Genomic DNA, 19,814 nt, shown 5'->3' with positions numbered 1-19,814 from the left:
CGTGGACCGGGTGGTCGCCCCCCCCCCCCCCCCCCCGTCGGCGCAGCCGTCGACGTAGAACGAGTAGTCGGCCACGCCGTCCTGGTCGACGTCCACGACGGCGAGGGTGGTCGGCGCGGTGGAGGTGACCGCGAAGCCGAGGTCGACGTTGGAGGTCTCCAGGTGGTCGCGCAGCAGCGCGCCGAGGCGGTCGTCGGCCAGGCGGGCCAGCAGCGCGGTCTGCGTGCCGAGCCGGCCGAGGCCCACGGCGGTGTTGGCCGGGCTGCCGCCGGGCAGGGGCCGGTAGCCGCCGACGCGGTCGGGCACCAGGTCGACGAGCGCCTCGCCGCCAACGACGATCATGACGGGTTCCCCCTGCCGAGGCGGCGCCTCATGACACCTCCATCGCGCCGGTCATGATGGCGACGGCGTCGGACATGGAGGTGGTCTTCGGGTCGACGACGGCCTTGCGGCGGCCGAGGCGCTGGATGTGGACGCGGTCGGCGACTTCGAAGACGTGGGGCATGTTGTGGCTGATGAGGATGACCGGCAGGCCGCGGTCGCGGACCTGGAGGACCAGGTCGAGCACGGCGCGGGACTCGCGCACGCCCAGTGCCGCCGTGGGTTCGTCCATGATCACGACACGGCTGCCGAAGGCGGCGGCCCGAGCCACCGCGACGGCCTGGCGTTGGCCGCCGGAGAGGGTTTCGACGGCCTGGCCGGGGTTCTGGATGGTCATGATGCCCAGGGCGTCGAGCCGGCGGCGGGCCTCCTCGCGCATCCCGTTGCGGTCGAGCATCCGGAACACCGAGCCGAGCACGCCCTTGCGGCGGCGTTCGCGACCGAGGAACAGGTTGGCCGCGATGTCGAGTGACGGGGAGACGGCCAGGGACTGGTGCACGGTCTCGATGCCGGCGTCGCGGGCGTCGATCGGCGAGGTGAACGACACCGGCGTGCCGTCGACGAGGATTTCGCCCTCGTCGGGCACGACCGCCCCGGAGAGGGCTTTGATGAGGCTGGACTTGCCGGCGCCGTTGTCGCCGATGACGGCCAGGATCTCGCCGGGCAGCAGCTCCAGGTCGGCGCCGGCCAGCGCGGTGACCCGGCCGTAGCGCTTGACCAGGCCGCGGGCCTCCAGCACGGGGGTGGTCATGGCTTGACCTTCCTGATCCACTGGTCGAGCGAGACGGCGACGATGATGAGCACGCCGACGGCCATGGTCTGCCAGAGCACGTCCACCCCGGCCAGGGCGAGGCCGTTGCGGAACACGCCGACGATCAGCGCGCCGATCAGCGATCCGACGATCGCGCCGCGACCGCCGAACAGGCTGGTGCCGCCGATGACCACGGCGGTGATGGAGTCGAGGTTGTCCAGCTGCCCGGCCTGGGGGCTGGCCGAGGCGATGCGGCCGATCAGCACCCACGCCGCCAGCGCGTAGACGGCGCCGGCGGTGGCGTAGACGCTGAGCAGCACCCGGCCGGTGCGGATGCCGGACAGGCGGGAGGCCTCCGGGGCGTCGCCGGTGGCGTAGACGTGGCGGCCCCAGGCGGTGTTCTTCAAGGCGAACGCCATGGCCGCGACCAGCAGCACCATCATGATCGAGCCGTAGGTGACGCGGGTGCCGCCGAGGTTGACCGTCTGGCCGGTCCACAGCAGCAGCGGGGGCATGTCGGTGCCGCGGACGGTGGCGCTGGCGGAGTACCAGAGGTTGAGCGCGAGGAAGACGTTGAGCGTGCCGAGGGTGACGATGAACGGCGGCAGCTTCAACCGCGTCACCAGCAGGCCGTTGAGCAGGCCGCACAGGGTGCCGACCAGGAACCCGAGCAGCAGCGCGAGCGGACCGGGCAGGCCGGTGTCGGCGGCGACCTTGGCCATCACGATCGAGGTGAGCACCATGATCGCGCCGCAGGACAGGTCGATGCCCGCGGTGAGGATGACGATCGTCTGCCCCACGGCGAGCGTGCCCACGACCGCGACCTGTTGCAGGATCAGGGAGATGTTGCCCGGCGTGAGGAACCGCTCGGACAGCAGCGCGAACACCACGACCGAGGCCAGCAGCACCACGGCCGGCCCGATGGTCGCCCGGGAGTGCAGCAGGTGCTGGAGCCGGGCCAGGGGCGAGCGCTTGGCGTCGTCCCCGCCGAGCGGGTTCCCGCCGGGCGAATGGCTCTTGGACAGGGTTGTCGACATGCTCAGCCCCAGCAGTTCTCAAGGCCCCAGGCGGAGTCCTTCGACTCCACGCCGGCGGCGGGCTGGTCGGTGATCAGGGTGACGCCGGTGTCCACGAAGTCCTTGCCGGCGGTGTTCTGCGGCTTGGTGCCGTCCTGGGCGAACTTCGCGATCGCCTCCACGCCGAGCTGGGCCATCTTCAGCGGGTACTGCTGCGAGGTCGCGCCGATGACCCCGGCCTCGACGTTCTCCACGCCGGGGCAGCCGCCGTCGACCGACACGATGGTGACGTCCTTCTCCTTGCCCGCCGCCTTGAGCGCCTCGTACGCGCCCGCCGCGGCCGGCTCGTTGATCGTGTAGACGAGGTTGATCCCGGGGTCCTTCTGGAGCAGGTTCTCCATCGCCGTGCGGCCGCCCTCCGGCGCGCCGTCGGTGACGTCGTGACCCACGATGCGCGGGTCGCTCTCGTCGCCGATCCGGCCCTTGTCCCCGACGTCGACGCCGAAGCCCTCCAGGAAGCCCTGGTCGCGCTGCACGTCCACGGACACCTGGTTGGGGTTGAGGTCCAGCAGCGCGATCTTCGCCTGCTTGCCCTCGGCCTCGAACCTCGCCTTGGCCCACTGCCCGATCAGCAGCCCGGCCCGGTGGTTGTCGGTGGCGAAGGTCGCGTCGGCGGCGTCGGCCGGCTCCAGCTGGGTGTCCAGGGCGATCACCAGCAGCCCGGCCTGACGGGCCTTGTCCACCGACGGCACGATGGCCTTGGAGTCGTTGGGCGTGATCAGGATGCCCTTGGCCCCGGCGCCGATCAGGTTCTCCACCGCGTCGACCTGCGACTGGTTGTCACCGTCCTGCTTGCCCGCGAAGGACTGCACGGTCGCGCCGGTGCCACCCGCGGCCTGCTGCGCGCCTTCCTTCATCTTCACGAAGAACGGGTTCGTGTCGGTCTTGGTCACCAACCCGACGAGCGTGCCGCCGCCGGCCGCGCCGTCCCCGCCGCCGTCCCCGCACCCGGTGGCCGACGCCAACAACGACACCGACACCAGCGCCGCGAGCCTGACGCCCCTGCGCGCCCGTCCGGTCATGTCTCCTCCAACGTCAACGTTGACGTAACCGGCCGCCGGTGACGAAGGGCTTTCGTTCGGAACGGCCGTTACGCAAGTGGCAGTAAAAAACGCCGCACTTCCGGGTCCGAGGGGACCGTCCGGGGAAGCGGGACTTTCGTTAAGTCATCGTTGACGCTAGCTTCGTGGTCCAGGTCACGACAAGCTGCCGTTACACAAGCGTTACGCAGGATGGAGCAGAGGACCATGGACGCACGGAGTGCCCGGCGCGAACCGACCATGCGCGACGTCGCCGCACTCGCCAAGGTCAGCACGAAGACGGTGTCACGGGTGATCAACGACCTGCCCGGCGCCGGTTCGGAGGTCGTCGAACGCGTCCGCGCCGCCGCCCGCACCCTCGGCTACCGCCCCAACCTGACCGCCAGCAGCCTGCGCCGCTCCGACCGCCGCAGCGCCACCATCGGCGTGCTGCTCGAAGACCTGTCCAACCCCTTCGACGCGGCCCTGCTCCGCGCGGTCGAGGACCGGGCCCGGCAGGACGGCGTGCTCGTGCTGGCCGGCAGCAGCGAGGACGACCCCGACCTCCAACGCGAACTGCTCACCTCCCTGGCCACCCGCCGCGTCGACGGCATCGTCGTCATGGCCGCCGGCGGCCACCAGGACGCCCTCCAGCAGGAACGCGAACGCGGCACCCCCATGGTCCTCGTCGACCGCCCGCCCACCTTCGACGGCACCGACAGCGTCACCACCACCAACCGCGACAGCTCCCGCGACGCCGTGCTCCACCTCGCCGGCCTCGGCCACCGCCGCATCGCCTTCCTCGGCGACCGCAAGACCCTGTGGACCAGCCAGGAGCGCTACACCGGCTACCTCGAAGGCCTCGCCCACACCGGCCTCACCCTGCGGGAGGAACTCATCCGCACCGACCTGCACGGACCCGACGCCGCCCAGACCGCCACCGCGACCCTGCTCGACCTCGCCGAACCCCCGACCGCCCTGTTCACCGCCCAGAACCTGGTCACCGTCGGCGCGATGCGCACCCTGCGGGACCGCGAGCTGCACCACCGCACCGCACTCATCGGCTTCGACGACTTCCCCCTGGCCGACATGCTCGACCCCGGTGTCACCGTCCTGCGCCAGGACGTCCCCGCCCTCGGCCGCAGGGCCGCGGAGCTGATCTTCGCCCGCATCGCGGGCGACCAGTCGCCACCCGCCCACGCCGTCGTCCCCGCCACCCTCGTCCACCGCGGCTCGGGGGAGGTCCCGCCCCCGGGCTGATCGACGAGGTCGCGGTGGCGCCCGGCGCGGCACCGCCCAACCGGGCTCGGGTCATTCGGGCCGGATCGACTGGGCCCGCGGGTACTTGTGCCCCGGCGGCGGGGTGGGGGAGCCGGTGAACGACACCGACGTCCCGGTGGGCAGCATGGTCCGGCTCCCCGTCAGGTCGTCGCGGGAGGCGAACCACGATCCGCCGCGGGTGTCGGTGATGAAACCGTGCGGCTGCCCCGCCTGCCAGCCCGTCACGGTGCCGCGACGACGGCCGCGCGGGGCGCCCGCGGGGGAGGCCACGGCCTCCCGCGAGCGCACGAACGGGGACCGCAGCGGGGAGTCGGCGCGGTCGGCGGGCGCGAACAGGTCGTCGAACGCGGGCGTCGAGGTCGCCGCCGCGCGCAGGGGCGCGGCGGTGCGCGGCGTCCACTTCGGCGGGGACGAGGACGGGAACCACGGCATCCGGGTCTCGACCACCGGCACGACCACGCGGACCCCGCGCGAGGTCAACCTGCCGGCCAGCGGCGCGAAGTCCGCGTCCCCGGTGACCAGGACGACCCACTGCAACGGCGAGGTGGTGGCCCGGTCCCACGCCTCCAGTGCCAGGTGGACGTCCACGCCCTTCTCCTTGCCGCCCAGCAGCGGGAGGTCGTGCCGCGTGACGCCGGCCGCGGCCAGGGCCGTGTCGAAGGACGTCGCCGGGGTGTCGATGCGGCCGCGCACGTAGTGCGCCTCCGCCACGACGCACTCCTCGAAGGGAAGACCGGTCTCGGTGTGGACGTGCCAGCGCAGCGCGTCGTGGAAGCCGTCCAGCGAAACCCGGGCCGCCCGCGGGTGCACGGTCGCGTAGAAGTCGCTCAGGTACGCGAACCACGTCCCGTCGTAGAACACACCGATGCGCACGAGCGCTTCCTCCACCAGGTCGACCTCGGCCCCTGGCACGGGCAGGCAGCCGGCGCCCAGGATATTCGGGGGAGGGCGACGGCCCGACGTCCACCACCCCGGCCGGGTCGGCGACCACTCGTCGGGCCGACCCGGGCGAAGGCAATGCCCGACGTGATGGTGGACGCTGCTCCACGTTCGATTCGACGTCGGTGAAGTTCACTTCGCGAACCGGGCTTTCATCGGCGCGGCCAATTTTTATCACAGATGAATTTTATTTCGCGAATCGGTCCGATCACGCCTGGACGTCGCCGCCTACCAGGCCGGCGCCCGGTGGTGGCACCATCCGGGGCATGGTCGACGCTCACAGCCGCAGTCGCAAGGTGTTCGTCGTGCACGGCAGGGACAAGCGGTTGCGGCGGGAGGTCTTCCAATTCCTCCGAGCGCTCGACCTGGCGCCCGTCGAATGGGCCGAGGTGCTGGGCATGGCCGAGGATCCCTCACCACTCATCGGCGACCTGCTCGACAAGGCGATGGGCGAGGCGCAGGCGGTGCTCGTCCTGCTCTCCCCGGACGACGAGGTGCGGTTGCGGCCCGAGTTCGCCGACGGCCCGCACGACCCGGAATTGCGGACCACGGGGCAGGCGCGGCCGAACGTGATCTTCGAAGCGGGCATGGCCGAGCGCTTTCGCAAGCGGGTGGTGTACGCGGTCGTGGGGACGGTGCGCCCCTACACCGACATCGGCGGCCGGTTCGTGGTCCGGTTGGACGGATCGGCCAAGAGCCGTTCCGTCCTGGCCGGGCAGCTGCGCAAAGCAGGGTGCGCGGTCCGCACCGACGACCGCACGGATTGGTTGTCCGCGGGTGAGTTGACCCCGGTGGACGGCGTGGCGGCGGGCGCGTTCGAGGTCGGCGGGGCAGCGGTGCGCGCGGCGGCGGGCGGCTGGGTGGTCGAGGGGACGATCACCGGCACCGGGCCCGGCCCGGTGACCGCCCTCGTCGAGGCGACCGTGCACGATGACGACTACGTCCTCCTCGGGTGTGCCCGTGGCCTGGCCGCCGAGGTGCGGGCGGGGGAGCGCACCGCCTTCCACCTCGTCGCCGCGGGTGAACTGGCCGGGCACGCCCACGTCCACGTCACGGCGGAGGTGATCTTCCCGTGACCCGTCCCCGCGACCTGCTGGCGCAGGCCCGCCACCCCGCCCTGCTCGCCGCGGCGGACACCACCCCGCCGGAGGACCCCGCCTACCCCGAGGTGCGGCTGGCGGCGCTGAGGGCCGAGGTCCTCCGGGGACGGGTCGCCGCGGCACGTGAGCTCGCCGAGCGGACCCCGCTTCGGGCGCTGGACGAGGACTACCGGACCGTCCTGGGGCTCTGGCAGGTGTTCCTCGGCGTCCTCCACCCGCAGGACGCGACCCCGGCGACCCTGGGTGAAGCCGGCCGCCGGTTGGCCGAAGCCGCCGCGGACCCCGCGCTCGGGCCCGCCGCACACGCCGAGGCGCTCGGGTTGCAGACCCGCTGCACCATCGCCATGGTGCGGCACGACGAACTGCCCCGCACCGCTTTGCGGCAGGCGGCCTCCCTCGCGGCAGCTGCTTCAGACGCCTACCGGGACGCCGGCCTGCCGCGTGACGCGTGGGCTTTCGCGGAACGCCGATGCCTCCTCGACCACGAGGCCGGGTCGGAAACGGTCGCGGGCGCCGTGGACGCCCTCGGCGCACTCGCCGCCGACGCCGCCGACGACGCCCTCGGCGCGGGCCTGCTGCGCCTGGCGCGGTTCCGGCTCGACCTGCCCCGCGCCTTGGCCGAAGCCGAGGACCTGAAGGCGGAGTGCGCCGCCGTCGCCGAGCTGCTCACCGCGGGCGGCCATGCCTGCGGCGAGCACCTCGCCCTGTGGGCGGCGGTCAAACAGCTGCTGGTCAGGGGGTCTGTCGTCGTCGTCCCGACGGCCGAGGAGTGCGCCGCGGAATTCGGCGCCGTCGGGGCGGTGCACTGGGAACACGAAGTGTGGAACGCCTTGGCCGTGTTCCACACCCTCCGCGGCGACGGCGCCGCTCACCGGGTGGTGAGGGCCCGGTACGGCGGCAGTGCCGTCCAGTGGCCCCTGTCGACGGCTGTCCACGGCCTCACCGACGTCGACACCGCGTTCCGCATGGGCGACGTCGATCGAGCCGAGCGCCTGTTGGACGAGCTGTTCTCCCACGCCCCGCACCGGCAGGGGCGCGTGGCCCTGCGGGTGCTGCGCTCCTCCATGCTCGGCTTCCTGCGGCGCGACGCCGACGCGCGGGCGCACCTGCGCGCGGCCCTGGCCGACCTGGAACCGGTCGCCCCGACCCCGCTCACCCCGCAGGTCCTGGCGCAACTCGCCCACGGCGAGCCCGACCCCGCGGCCGCCCTCGACTTCGCCGACCGGGCTGTCGCCGCCGCCCGCGCACTGGGCCCCTCCGGTGAGGTCGGCGACCACCTGGTCCACCGCGCCCACATCCGTGCCCGGCTCAACAGCGCCGCGGGCAGGGCCTGCCTGTCCACCGACGTCCAGGCCGACCTGGACGCGGCCGTGGCCGAGTGGTCCGTCCCGTCGCCCCTCGCCCGGACCCAGGTGCTGGTCGCCGCCCACCAAGCGCGCGGCTTCTTCCTGGTCCAGGACGGCAGGCTCGACGAGGCGCACGAAGTCCTGGAGGGCGCCGTCCGGATGGCCGACGAGGCGGGACTGGGGCTCGACGCGGCGTTCACCCGATTCCACCAGGCCACCGTCGAGGTGCTCCTGGCCCGCGAACGCCGGTCCACACAGCTCTACGACGCCGCCTCGGCGGTGCTGCGACGCAGCCGGGACGGGTTCTTGAGGGCCGACACGCCCCAGTCCGCGTGGGAGCCGCTGTTCATGTCGGCGAACGCGCAGTGGGAGGCCGCGCGCATCGACGGCGACCCCGCCCGCGTCCAACGCGCCCTTGAGCACCTGACCACCGTGGACAGCGAGATCGACGCGTTGCGAGGCGTCGTCGGCGGTGGCTCGACCATCGGACGGCAGCTGTCGGCCATGGGCTTCGTCCAGGACAAGCAGCAGGTGTACCAGACCGGGTTCCGCATCGCCGTGCACGGCCTCGGCGACACCGCGCTGGGCCTGGAGTGGCTGGAGCGGATGAAGAGCCGCGCGCTGCTGGACGCGTTGGCCGCGGCGGTCCCGCCCACGGCCGACGCCACCCCGGCGCCGTGCGCGGAACAGGAGGCCGACCGGGGCGCCGCCGGGTACGCCGCGCTGCGTCGCTCCCGGCCCCCGTCCTGGGAGGAGGTCCGCGCCCTCCTGCGCCGGGAACGCCGGCGGCACGGCCGCAAGGTCGCCGTCCTCCAGTACTACGTGGACGGCGACCAGGCGGTGGTTTTCGGGCTGGACCCCGATCAAGGGCGCCCGCTGCTCGCCCGCGTCGCGGTCGATCTCGCCGACCTCGACCGCTTCGCCGAGACGACGTTCCGACTGCGCGGCGGGGTCCGCACCCTCATGGACGATTTCGCCGACGGCGGCGCCGGCGCCTGGCAGAGCTTCGCGCCGCTGGTGGCCGCGGCACGGGACTGGACCGCACCTGACGACGTCGTCTACCTGGTCCCCTACGGGCCGCTGCACGACTTGCCCCTGCACACGCTCCACGTCGAACCCGGCATCCCGTTGGGGGTGCGCAACCCGGTCTGCTACGTCCCCAGCCTTGCCGTGCTCGCGCACGTCCTGGGCGGGGAACGCGGATCAGGGCCGCCCTTCGCCGTGTTCGGCGACCCGGACGGCACCCTGCCCCGTGCCCTGGAGGAAGCGCACGCGGTCGCGGCGGCGGTCGGCGCCGAGGCGCTCACCGGGAGCGCCGCCACCCGCGCGGCGCTGACCCGGGCGCTGAGCTCGTCAGCGGCCGTGCACGTGGCCGCTCACGCCAAGGCGTCGGTCGTGGACGGGCTCTCCTCCGGCGTGAAGATGGCCGACGGGACGGTGACCGCCACCGACCTGCTCACCGTCGCCGTGCGCGCCGACCTGGTCGTGCTCAGCTGCTGCGAGACCGGGGTGAGCCAGCACCGTCCCGGCGACGAGGCCGTCGGCCTCGTGCGGGCGCTGCTGCACAGCGGCGCCCGCACCGTGCTGACCACCCAGTGGCAGGTCAACGACGAGTCCGCCCGTGCCGTGCTCACCGCGTTCCACCGCGCCGATCCGCTGCTGCCGCGCGCCGAGGCGCTACGGGCCGCCCTGAGCGCGATGACCGACACCCACTTCTACCACTGGGGCGGGTACGTGCTCGCCGGTGACTGGAGGTAGCCGCGTGAACCAGCCGCTGGACATCGACCTCGTCGTCGACGAAGCCGCCCTCGACGAGCGCGTCGAGGGTGCCGTCCTGCTCGACCGGGCCGGGATCGCCAACCGGGTGGGCGGGGTCCGGGCATCGCTGTGGCGGTCCCGGCCACGTCGCCACGAGCTGACCGATGGCACCGCCGCCGTTCGTTGGGACCTGCGCTGCGACCTCGCCACCGACAGCGGCCGCACGGTGGAATCCGTGGTCGTCACAGTGGATTTCGCCGCGGAGACCGACGTGCAGGTCGCGGCCGTGTCCCCGGTCAGCGGACCGGGCCCCGGCTACCGCGTCCGCGCCTCCGGCCCCCGCTTCCGGTACGCCCGCTGGGTCTTCGACGCCGACGCGGGCCACTCCCTGGACCCGGACCACCGGGTGGCGCTGCTCGCGACCGTGCCCACGTCCGCCGCGACCGTGTCGAGCAGGATCACCGTGCGCGCCGAGGCCGTCTTCACCGGACTGCTCGGCAGGATCCCGCTCCTGGGTCGCCGCGCGGTGGAACTCCACGCCGCCGACCTCGCCGGCACCACCGACTGACATGTCCGCCGAGACACCGCGTCAACCGCCGCGTGCCGAGGACGCCGACGAGCGCGAGGCCCTGCCCGAGAGCTCGGCCACCAGCAACCGGGTCGACCGGGCGCCCGGCGGCTTCGTCGTGCAGGCGGGCGCCATCGGCGGCGACGTCCACCTGACCCACACCGCGCCCGCGGTGCCGGCGCACCGGGAAGTCCCGAGGCAACTGCCGCTCCCGGCGGCGTCGCTGGTCGGCCGCGACCGCCACCTGGCCTGGTTGGACGCGCGGCTGCGACTCGGCGGAATCGCGCTGCTCACCGGCACCGCCGGTGTCGGCAAGACCGCCCTCGCCGTCCGCTGGGCCCACGTGGCGGCCGAGCGCTTCCCGGACGGGCAGCTCTACACCGACCTGCACGGGTACGGGCCCGACCGGCCGCGCTCGCCGTTCGAGGTGCTGGCCGGGTTGCTGAGGGCACTGGGCCACCAGCGCCCGGAACGGCTGCGCACCCTCGACGAGCGGGCGGCGACGTTCCGCACCTGGACCGCGGGCGCGCGCCTGCTGCTGGTGATCGACAACGTCCACTCCGCCGAGCAGGTCGCACCGCTGCTGCCGGGCGATCCCCGGTGCGCGGTGCTGCTCACCAGCCGTTCGGCGCTGAGGGCGCTGCCGGTGGACTACCCGGTCGCCACGCTCACCCTGCCCCGCCTCTCGGAACCCGAGGGCACGGCGGTCCTGGCCCCCGCCTCGGACCCGGCCGACCCCCGCGTTCGGGAACTGGTCCGACGCTGTGCCGGACTGCCGCTGGCACTGCGGATAGCCGGCAGCAGGCTCGCGCGTCGACCCTGGATCGGGGTGACGGGGGAACCGTGGGCGCTGCGGGTGATGGACGGCGGCGACGGCCCGCGCTCCGGGCTGCGCGCGGTGTTCTCCTGGTCCTGCGCCGAGCTGCCCGACACCGAGGCCGCCGCGTTCCGGCTCTTCGGCGTGCACCCCGGACCGCTGGACGTCGCCGCGGTCGCCGCCGCCCTGCTCATCCCGGCGCCGTCGGCCGCCGGCGCGCTGGAGGCGCTGGCCGACGCGCACCTGGTCGAGGAGACCGCCCCGGGCCGGTTCGAGGCCCACGCGCTGCTGCGCGACTACGCCGCCGAACTGGCCGCCGACGACCGCGCCCGCCTGCTCCGGCGCCTGTTCTCCTACTACACCGCCGCCGCCGACCGCGCCGACGACGCCCTCACCCCCGGGCGGTTCCGACCCTCCCTCCCCGGACCCGTCCCACCGGTCCCGGACTTCCCGGACCCGCCTTCCGCCCTGCGCTGGATCGACCGCGCCCTGCCCAGCCTCATCGCCTTGTGCGCGGTGGACGAACCGGCGGTGGACGGCGCCCGGTGGCGGCTGGCGTTCGCCCTCCGCGGGTTCTTCTACACCACCAAACGACTCGACGCCTGGATCGACACCCACACCGCCGCCCTGGCCGCGGCCCGGCGCGCCGGTGACGCGCTCGCCCAGGCCATGACCCACAACAACCTCGGCATGGCGCTGGTCGAGGCTGGGCGGCTGGACGAGGCCGCCGCCCACTACACCACGGCGGAACAGCTCTTCGCCGACCTCGGTGACGACACCGGACGAGCGCACTCCCGCCTCAACGCCGCTTCGGTGCTGCGCAGGCGGGGACGACTGCACGAGGCCGCCGGCCACCAGCGGGAGGCCCTGGCCTACTACCGGTCGGTGCCGCTGCCCCGCAACACCGGGATAGCGCTGCGCGCCCTGTCACGCACGGAAACCCAACTGGACCACTTCGACGAGGCCATCGCCCACGCGGACGAGGCGGTCGCCGTCGCCGTCGCCCTGGAGCTGCACCTGGACGCGGCCCAAGCCGCTTCCAGCCTGGGCGACGCCCACGCCGCCGCGGGGAACCAGGCCCTTGCCGAAGTCGCCCACCACCTGGCCCTGCACTACAGCAGGCTTGCCGGCAGCTCCCACGAAGAGGCCACAGCCCTGCGCCGCCTCGCCGACACCGCGCTGGCGGGCGGCGACCGCCCCGTCGCCATCAGCCGCTACCGCGCCGCCCTTGAGCTCTACCGGCGCACCGAGGCGCCCGACGCCGTGATGGTCGCGCAGCGCCTGATGGCGCTGGAAGGGGGGTCGGAGCCGCTTCTCCCCGGCGATGACCCGTGTTGACCCGCGGGCACGCTTTCGGTCGACACCAACGTCACGAGTGCGGGTGCACCGTGGATCGCCGGCGCCGCGATCCGGCACGTGGTCCTGTCGAGCGGGGAAGGTCCGGCCTTGGGCGGGATCTTCATCAACTACCGCATCACCACCGACGACCCCGAGCACGTGGGGCGCGTCAGGCTGCTGCACGACCGGTTGCGCGAGTTCTTCGGCGAGGGACAGGTCTTCCTCGACGCCCGGTCGATCGACCTGGGCTCGCACTTCTCCCCGGTCATCCGCGAACGGCTGGACGACGCGCAGATCGTCATCGCGGTCGTGCACCCCGGCTGGCGCGACACCCTGTTCACCAGGCTGGGCGAGGAGGGGGCGGACTGGGTCCACGAAGAACTGCGAATCGCGTTGGCGCGGATCGAGGAGGACGACGGGAAGACGCGCAAGCGGATCGTGCCCGTGCTCGTCAACGGCGCGCGCCACAAGGACGAGTTGACGCGCCTGCCGACCGGCATCGAGGGCGTCAAGCGCCACCAGGCCAGGCACTTCACCACCCAGGACGACGCCGACGCGCTGATCGAGGAGCTGGCGCTGCACCTGGACGACGGCTTCGAGCAGTTCCCGGCCGAGCGCACGGGCAACTCCCGGCCCCGCCGGTGGTCGCCTCACCTCGTCGGCGCGGCCGCGGCGGTCGGCGTCGTCGCCGGTCTGCCGGCGCCGCCCGCGCCGGAGCTGCTGGTGGTGTCGGTGGTGGGGCTCGCGTTGTGGGCGGTGGTCGCCCTGTTCAACCTCGCCGCCGGCACCGGGGTGAACTCGGCCGAGGCGAGCGCGCACCCGTTGCCCTGGCGCGACCACACGCTGCGCGTCGCGCTGCCCCTCGGCGTCGCGTGGGTCGTCGTCGTGGTGTTCCTCCTGGTCGAGGCGGCGGATCCGGCGCAGGTCGGGTTCTGGGTGTCCGCGTTCGGCCTGCTCGGCACGTTCACCGTCGTCTCGGGTCTGCTCAAGGGTCGGCGGCGGGATGAGCGGCGCCTGGCGCAGTGGCCGGTCGCGCTGTCCACGCCGGTGCGGACCCAGGCGCTGCGAGCCGACATGGCCAGGCTGGACCTCAAACTCGCCGACGGGGAGCAGACCGACAAGCGGCTGGGGTTCGGGCTGCGGGCGCGGTGCCGGGTGGCGATCGACGACTTGCTGCGCGGGGCGGCGCTCCTCGAGGACGACAGCAGGCGAAGCCGAGTGTCGTGGGCGTTGGCGGACCACCCGGTGGCGGCCGCGGCGGTGGTCCTGTGGCTCGCGGCCACGGCCGGGTCGGCGCGGTTCCACCCGCTGATCCTGATGCCCGCCGCAGGTTTGGCGCCGGCGGCGGTCGAGCTGGAGTACCGCAGGCAGCGAATGGTGAGGCAGGCGGTGGCGAAGGAGGTGTCCGAGCACGTGGCCGAACTGCGATCGCGATGGGCGGTGCTCGACCGGCGGCGCAGCTGACCGCGCCCCAGAGCGCCGGCTGCCCGCTCCTCGAACTGCCGGGAGCCGCGCGCCACCGGGCGGTGATGTCCCCGATCGGAGGATCAGCCAATCGGGGGTGACGTCTGACGGTCGGCGCGTCGTCGCGGGAGGCTGGTCGGCATGAGAGGTGCGCGTCTGCTCGCAGTGGTTCCGGTGTCGCTCCTGCTCGCCGTGGTTCCCGCGGTGGCGCACGGTTCAGGGGTGGTGGTCGACTCCGACCGGTCGGAGTCCTGGCGCGGCCGGGTGGCCCTGGACGACCCCCGGGTGCGGGACGTGCCGGAGTGCCGGGTGGCGGGGTGCGACCGGGCGGAGGTCGAGGTGCGGCTGCCCGCGCGGCTGCGGGACCGGTCCGGCGGGGTCGAACTGGCGATCCGCACGGTCGGCGCCACCCCTGACGACAGCCTGGGCTTCGCCGTCTACCGGGGTGGTGGCCGGGTCGCCCTGGCCGACGCGCAGATCGGCACGTCGCGCTCGGTGTGGCTGCCCAAGGCCACGGCGCGCTACACCGTCTACGTCTTCCAGAACCCGTTCGTGCCCGGTTTGGCGTCCCCTTCGGTCCGCTACGAGGGGCTGGTCGAGAACGAGGACTCCCGCGCCAACCCCGTGCCGCGCGACCTGCTGCCCGACCTGGAGGCGTTGCCGCAGCGCTTCGCGACCTTCGGCACGCCGCCGCCGTTCTACGACGACGAGGCCGAGCCGGGCTCGTCGTGCTTCCGCAGCGAGGTCGAGGAGCAGGGCGCGCGGCTGTGCCTGCGGTTCGGCCAGGCCATGGCCAACACCGGTGACGGTCCGGTGGACGTCCGCTACAGCACGCCCGCCGGGCAACGGCCGCACGAGGTGCCCGGCACCCAACGCGTCCACCGCTCCGACGGGACCTCCACCGACATCCAGTCCGTGGGCGCCATGCACTACCACCCGATCCACTCCCACTACCACTTCGCGGACTTCTCCGTTTCCGAGCTGTGGGCCGCGGACGTCACCGGCAGGCCGACCGGGACCACCCCCGCCGCCACCGGGAAGAAGAACGGCTTCTGCATGGCCGACACCGAACTGGTGTGGTGGGACCGGAAGGGCAACTCGCCGCAGACCTACCCGGCACCCCGCTGCCTGGACCCCGAACCGGACTCACCTCCCGGTGTCGACGCCTTCAAGAACGGCATCTCCCGGGGCTGGGCGGACGAGTACTGGTGGGCGCTGCCCGACCAGATGATCGAGGTCAGCGGCCTGACGGATGGCACGTACGCGCTGGTCACCCGCATCGACCCCGTGAACAAGCTGCGCGAACTCGACGAGGACGACAACTGCGTGCGCGTACCCATCACGCTGACCGGCCTCACCACCGGCACGCCGGCAGCCGCCTTGGGCAGCCCCGCCGTGCCCTGCTGACTCCGAGCGGGCCGAGCCGGCCAAGGCCGCCGAGCCGCTCGACCACCTCGCCCCGGACATCGCGGCCGGCCTGCTGCTCCGCCGCCCCGGCCGCACCCTACGACCGGGTGCTCCACGCGCGGCGCACGCACCGCGACGTCAGACGACCCGGCGCCGCCGGAGACCCTGGCCGCCCTGCCGGCCACCACGTTCGGCCCGGTCGACCCACCGCTCCGGCCTGGACGACGTGGGCCACACCCCGCTCCACCTGCCGGCCGCCGGAATGCCTCCACAGGCCGGACCCGCCGGCGCGCAATCCGATGCCGATGAGCGAGGACGTGCGAGGATCCACGGTGTGGAGGCGGAGATCGTTCCGCGTGCGACGGCCGCGGCGACGGCACTGGCAGAAGAGTTGCACCTGCCGGTCGACGACGCGGTCGTGATCCAGGATTCGAACATGCTCGCCCTGCGTCTACTGCCGTGCGGCGCCTTCGCCCGAGTGGCACTGGTGGGGCGGGAGGTAGCCGCGTTCGAGGTCGAGCTCGCCGGGCGACTCGCCGCAACCGGGAGCCCCGTCGCAGCGCTGGAGCCCCGGGTCGAGCCGCGGGTCCACGAACGCGACGGCTTCGCCGTGACCTTCTGGACCTACTACGACGCCGTGACCCCCGACCCGGACTTCCCGGGCGCCTACGCGGACGCGCTCCAACGCCTGCACGCCGGCATGCGAAGCGTCGAAATCGCAACCCCGCACTTCCTGGACCGGGTCGCAGAGGCCGAACGACTGGTCACACACCGGGACAACACCCCCGCGCTCACCGAGCCCGACCGGCATCTCCTCCTCGGCACGCTGCGAAGTGCCCGTGAACGGATCCGCGACCGCGGCGCCGCCGAGCAACTGCTGCACGGAGAACCGCATCCCGGCAACCTCCTCAACACCCGTGACGGCCTGCTGTTCATCGACTTCGAGACGTGCTGCCGCGGACCCGTCGAGTTCGACGTGGCCCACGTGCCGGCAGAGGTCAGCGCGCATTACCCAGGCGTCGACCAAGTCCTGCTCGCGGAATGCCGACGGCTCGTGCTCGCACTGGTCGCCGCCTGGCGCTGGGACATCAACGATGAATTCCCGGACGGGCGTCAGCACGGCCGAAACATCCTGTCCCTGCTCCGCAAGGGTCCACCGTGGCCCGCACTCGGTGCTCTCGTCACCGAGTAGCGGAACGCACTCGCAGTTCCTGACCGAACTGCTCGCCGAACCGCGCGACGAACCGGTGCCCGCTGTCGAGCTGCCGTACGGTCTGCGTCTCAGGCACGCGATATCGGCGACCGAGGCCGGGTGGACTCGGCGGTGTCGCCGATCGACTGAAGAGCACGCTGCGACACCGAATGGCCATGCCGACCGGTGAGATACGGCAGCGGTACGACCGCCGAGCGATGCTCACGAGGGCCGTCCGCCTCGTGCCGCGGGAGAGCTTCGCCCCTGACGGCCTGCTCGGAGCAGCACGTCGCGAGTACGTGTTCGTCGGGGACCACGACGAACAACGGCATCGCACCCTGCGCGAAGTCCTGTCCAACCTGTGGATCGGAGACGCGTTCGAGCAGGTCGCCAACTCCACCATCGCCTGGACGGCACGTTTCACGCCGACCGGCGAAGAACTCGCCCGCCTCGGACGCCCGCCCCGGGATTACTACGCCGACGATCAGGATTGGTGGTACTCGCAGTGCACGACCAGCGAGCGCAGGTGGGGCGACCACGGCGAACTGGTCGGAGAGGTCCTGGGCATCGACTGGACCTGTTTCGCGGGCACGGGCCTGACGGAGCGGCCCGGACAGTCGACCGGCATCCCGTCCCGGGTGTACTTCGTGAAGAACCTCCCGTCGTCCAGCATCACCTACCGGGTTCAGGACCTCGGGGTACCGGACGACGACACCGTCCTGGCCTAGGGCCTGTCCTCAAAGCAGTTGTAGCCGATCTGCTTTGATCTTGGGTTGTGGTGCGTAGGCATGAGTTGACCGATGAGCAGTGGCAGGTCGTCGAGCCCTTGCTGCCCGTCTCGGGGGCGAAGGGGCGTCCGCGGGTGGACGACCGGCGGGTGATCAACGGGATGCTGTTCAAGGCCAAGACCGGGGTCGCGTGGCGTGACCTGCCCGAACGCTACGGGCCGTGGAAGACGGTCTACAACCGGTTCTGGCGCTGGTCGCGCAACGGCACCCTGACCACCCTGGTGGCGAAGGTCCGCGTCGTGGCGGAGGCGGTCGACGAGCTCGACCGTGAGGTCGCGGTCGATTCCAGCATCGTGCGCGCCCACCAGCACGCCGCCGGCGCCCGCCGCACGAGCACGACCGCGTCCCACACGGGGGGCGGTCGGGTCGTGCGGCGGGCACAGCGAGCCAGGTGATCATGCCATCGGCCGCTCCCGCGGTGGACCCACCACCAAGATCCACCTGGCCTGCGACGGCCACGGTCGACCCCTGTCGATCGTCCTGACCGGCGGCAACGTCAACGACTGCACCCAGTTCACCCGCGTCATGGCCGGCATCGAGTTCCGCCGATCCGGTCCGGGACGACCCGCCACGCGGCCGAGCCGGGTGATCGCGGACAAGGGCTACTCGTCCAAGGCCATCCGCGCCCACCTGCGCAAACGCGGTATCCCGGCCACCGTCCCGGAACGCCGCGACCAGCGGGCCAATCGGCTGCGACGCGGCCGGGCCGGCGGACGCCCACCGGCCTTCGACCGCAGCGTCTACAGGCGCCGCAACGTGGTCGAACGCTGCTTCAACCGGCTCAAGCAGTTCCGCGCCATCGCGACCAGGTTCGACAAGACCGCCACCTCCTACCGAGGCATGATCGACCTGGCCACCCTGCTCATCTGGCTTTGAGGACACGCCCTAGCGATCACAAGGCACGTGGACCTGCTCCGAGAACGTCCGCTTCTGCCGATGAGCGTCCTCTGGTTCGAACTTGGGATGCCGGCGTCGCGGCCTCGTCAGCAGCGGACGGGATCGGGGCCTTCGCGGACCACGTTGATCTTGGTTTCCCCTGTCACGTCTCGCTCGGTGAACGCTTCGGGCACCGCGGCCTGGCGCAGTTCGTCCAGGAACGCGGTGGGTGCGCTCAGCACGACGATGTCATGGGCAGTACCTGGCCGGTCGTCCCCGGTCGGCGGCGGCCTGGGACGTGGGACTGCCGGTGCCGCGGCACGAGGTCGCCGTGCTGCGCCGGACTGACTCTCGCCCGCGGCTGGAGTGGGCCGATCGCGTGGTACTCGCCGCAGTGGTGCGCCGACTGCCACGACTGCCGCGTGAGCACCGGTTGGTGACGCCGGGCACCGCCCTGCGATGGCACCGACGCCTGGTCGCGAGGAAGTAAGTGGATCTACCCCCACCGGACCCCCACCGGGTCGCCGCTTCGACCACCCGCCGCGCGCTCAAGCGCCCGCGGATCCCACCCGCACCCGGCGCGGCACCGACACCTCCCGGCGACGGTTCCTCCGCGCCCGGGCAGCCGGCTTGTCGGCCTGCGACGTCTTCCACGTCGACCGCGCCGTCACGCTCGAATGCGTGTACGTCTTCTTCGCGGTGGACGTCGCCACCCGCTACGTCCACATCCCGGCACCACCACCAACCCCGACGGAGCACGGACCACACAACAAGCCCGCAACGTAGTCATGGACCTCGGCGACCGGACCGACGACTTCCGGTTCTCCATCCGCGAGCCGACACCCACGCCGAACGGCTCGTCGGCACCGTCGGACACGAAGTCACCGACCGCAGAGCCGAACCGACTTTCGGGACCCCACAGGTGTTGGAGAGTTCGACACCAGCCGCCCAGAGGGCCTGTTCCATGAGCCGGTGGTCACTTGGTGATGAGCTTCGCGGCGTCGGGGGCGTAGACGGTCATCCAGTGCGGACGCAGCCGGTAGTAGAACACGTCCTTCTCCCACTCGGAGTGATCGCCGTAGAAGTCCTTGAAGTACGTGAGCAGGTCCGGCCAGTCCACGGCCGGCTCGTCGTCCTCGGGGTTGAGGATCTCCACCGTGCCGTGCGTGAACACTCCCAGGTCCTCGCCGCGCATGTGCGCGGCGCTGGCGGCGGGGCGGGCCGCGAGGTGGCGGGCCTTGGCGGCGCTGCGTGCTGTGCCGAAGTACCACCTGCCGTGCAGGAAGTGCCCGTCCACGCCGCTGATCCGCGGCTCGCCCTTCGCCGTCACGGTGGACAGGGCGAGGGTGCACATGCCGACCAGGACCTGGGTGAGCTGCTCGGCGGTCAAAGTGTGCTCGGTGACGATCGAACGGAGGTGATCGGTGGAGCGGGACAGGGAGGCGTCGAGCAGGGCCTGGAGCTCATCGAGTTCTTCGGGTGTTTCACGCATCAGTCCAAGATAGCCACCGCTGGACCATCCTCAGCTTCGCGCGGCGACCAGACGAAGACGGCGCCGCAGAGTCACACCACCTCACCGAACTCGACACGCCGGCACCTGGCCGTCGTCGACACCTTTCATCATCTAATGTCGCCTCATACAGCGCCAACAGAGTCCGACCGCTGGTCGCAACGCGACACGCTCGCAACAGGACATGGCCACTGCCGCGACAA

Annotated in this window: 16 protein-coding genes and 1 pseudogene; 10 read left to right on the top strand and 7 right to left on the bottom strand. The window is 72.5% G+C overall.

Annotated elements, in window-relative coordinates:
- The 4 genes from ABD223_RS24155 to ABD223_RS24140 form a co-directional block, all read right to left on the bottom strand.
- Nucleotides 1-342 (bottom strand): PfkB family carbohydrate kinase (locus tag ABD223_RS24155; RefSeq protein WP_344038705.1); only part of this gene is annotated, 342 nt, incomplete at its 3' end.
- 28 nt (nt 343-370) lie between these two features.
- Nucleotides 371-1,132 carry an ATP-binding cassette domain-containing protein gene (locus ABD223_RS24150; RefSeq protein WP_344038704.1) on the bottom strand — a complete coding sequence of 254 codons (762 nt, stop codon included), beginning with the start codon at nt 1,130-1,132 and terminating at the stop codon, nt 371-373.
- Nucleotides 1,129-2,169 (bottom strand): ABC transporter permease, encoded by a 1,041-nt coding sequence (locus ABD223_RS24145; protein WP_344038703.1) that lies wholly within the window; start codon nt 2,167-2,169, stop codon nt 1,129-1,131. The genes ABD223_RS24150 and ABD223_RS24145 overlap by 4 nt, the downstream gene beginning before the upstream one ends.
- A gap of 2 nt (nt 2,170-2,171) precedes the next feature.
- A complete protein-coding gene (locus ABD223_RS24140; protein ID WP_344038702.1) occupies nt 2,172-3,230 on the bottom strand; it encodes a sugar ABC transporter substrate-binding protein in 1,059 nt (352 codons plus the stop codon).
- A gap of 225 nt (nt 3,231-3,455) precedes the next feature.
- Between ABD223_RS24140 and ABD223_RS24135 the strand changes: the two genes are divergently transcribed.
- Nucleotides 3,456-4,487: a LacI family DNA-binding transcriptional regulator gene (locus ABD223_RS24135; protein WP_344038701.1), complete on the top strand. Its 1,032-nt coding sequence runs from the start codon at nt 3,456-3,458 to the stop codon at nt 4,485-4,487.
- A gap of 51 nt (nt 4,488-4,538) precedes the next feature.
- Here the strand turns inward: ABD223_RS24135 and ABD223_RS24130 are convergent, their stop codons facing one another.
- Nucleotides 4,539-5,396 carry an NYN domain-containing protein gene (locus ABD223_RS24130; RefSeq protein ID WP_344038700.1) on the bottom strand — a complete coding sequence of 286 codons (858 nt, stop codon included), beginning with the start codon at nt 5,394-5,396 and terminating at the stop codon, nt 4,539-4,541.
- 317 nt (nt 5,397-5,713) lie between these two features.
- Between ABD223_RS24130 and ABD223_RS24125 the strand changes: the two genes are divergently transcribed.
- The 9 genes and pseudogenes from ABD223_RS24125 to ABD223_RS24085 all read left to right on the top strand — a co-directional run bounded on the left by ABD223_RS24125 (nt 5,714) and on the right by ABD223_RS24085 (nt 18,101).
- Nucleotides 5,714-6,523 carry a TIR domain-containing protein gene (locus tag ABD223_RS24125; RefSeq protein ID WP_344038699.1) on the top strand — a complete coding sequence of 270 codons (810 nt, stop codon included), beginning with the start codon at nt 5,714-5,716 and terminating at the stop codon, nt 6,521-6,523.
- On the top strand, nt 6,520-9,651 hold the full coding sequence (locus ABD223_RS24120) for a CHAT domain-containing protein (protein WP_344038698.1): 3,132 nt from the start codon (nt 6,520-6,522) through the stop codon (nt 9,649-9,651). Before ABD223_RS24125 ends, ABD223_RS24120 begins: the two co-directional genes overlap by 4 nt.
- A 4-nt stretch (nt 9,652-9,655) precedes the next feature.
- Nucleotides 9,656-10,219 (top strand): hypothetical protein, encoded by a 564-nt coding sequence (locus tag ABD223_RS24115; protein ID WP_344038697.1) that lies wholly within the window; start codon nt 9,656-9,658, stop codon nt 10,217-10,219.
- A gap of 1 nt (nt 10,220) precedes the next feature.
- Nucleotides 10,221-12,374, top strand: a complete 2,154-nt coding sequence (locus tag ABD223_RS24110; protein ID WP_344038696.1) for a tetratricopeptide repeat protein — start codon at nt 10,221-10,223, stop codon at nt 12,372-12,374.
- A gap of 108 nt (nt 12,375-12,482) precedes the next feature.
- Nucleotides 12,483-13,838 (top strand): toll/interleukin-1 receptor domain-containing protein, encoded by a 1,356-nt coding sequence (locus ABD223_RS24105; protein ID WP_344038695.1) that lies wholly within the window; start codon nt 12,483-12,485, stop codon nt 13,836-13,838.
- A gap of 174 nt (nt 13,839-14,012) precedes the next feature.
- Complete coding sequence (locus tag ABD223_RS24100; protein ID WP_344038694.1) at nt 14,013-15,245, top strand: lysyl oxidase family protein; 1,233 nt, start codon at nt 14,013-14,015, stop codon at nt 15,243-15,245.
- 334 nt (nt 15,246-15,579) lie between these two features.
- Nucleotides 15,580-16,437 (top strand): phosphotransferase family protein, encoded by an 858-nt coding sequence (locus ABD223_RS24095; RefSeq protein ID WP_344038693.1) that lies wholly within the window; start codon nt 15,580-15,582, stop codon nt 16,435-16,437.
- 218 nt (nt 16,438-16,655) lie between these two features.
- On the top strand, nt 16,656-17,165 hold the full coding sequence (locus ABD223_RS24090) for a hypothetical protein (RefSeq protein WP_344038692.1): 510 nt from the start codon (nt 16,656-16,658) through the stop codon (nt 17,163-17,165).
- A 47-nt stretch (nt 17,166-17,212) separates the two neighbouring features.
- A pseudogene (locus ABD223_RS24085) lies at nt 17,213-18,101 on the top strand (IS5 family transposase).
- Between the two features lie 107 nt (nt 18,102-18,208).
- Here ABD223_RS24085 and ABD223_RS24080 read toward each other — a convergent pair.
- Both ABD223_RS24080 and ABD223_RS24075 read right to left on the bottom strand, forming a co-directional pair.
- Nucleotides 18,209-18,343 (bottom strand): hypothetical protein, encoded by a 135-nt coding sequence (locus ABD223_RS24080; protein WP_344038691.1) that lies wholly within the window; start codon nt 18,341-18,343, stop codon nt 18,209-18,211.
- 734 nt (nt 18,344-19,077) lie between these two features.
- Nucleotides 19,078-19,593, bottom strand: a complete 516-nt coding sequence (locus ABD223_RS24075; protein WP_344038690.1) for a pyridoxamine 5'-phosphate oxidase family protein — start codon at nt 19,591-19,593, stop codon at nt 19,078-19,080.
- Nucleotides 19,594-19,814 lie beyond the last annotated feature (221 nt).

This window comes from Saccharothrix xinjiangensis (assembly GCF_039527585.1).
Classification (GTDB): domain Bacteria; phylum Actinomycetota; class Actinomycetes; order Mycobacteriales; family Pseudonocardiaceae; genus Actinosynnema; species Actinosynnema xinjiangensis.
Note: the sequence above shows the minus strand (reverse complement) of the source record. Positions and strands in the feature narration are given on the sequence as shown.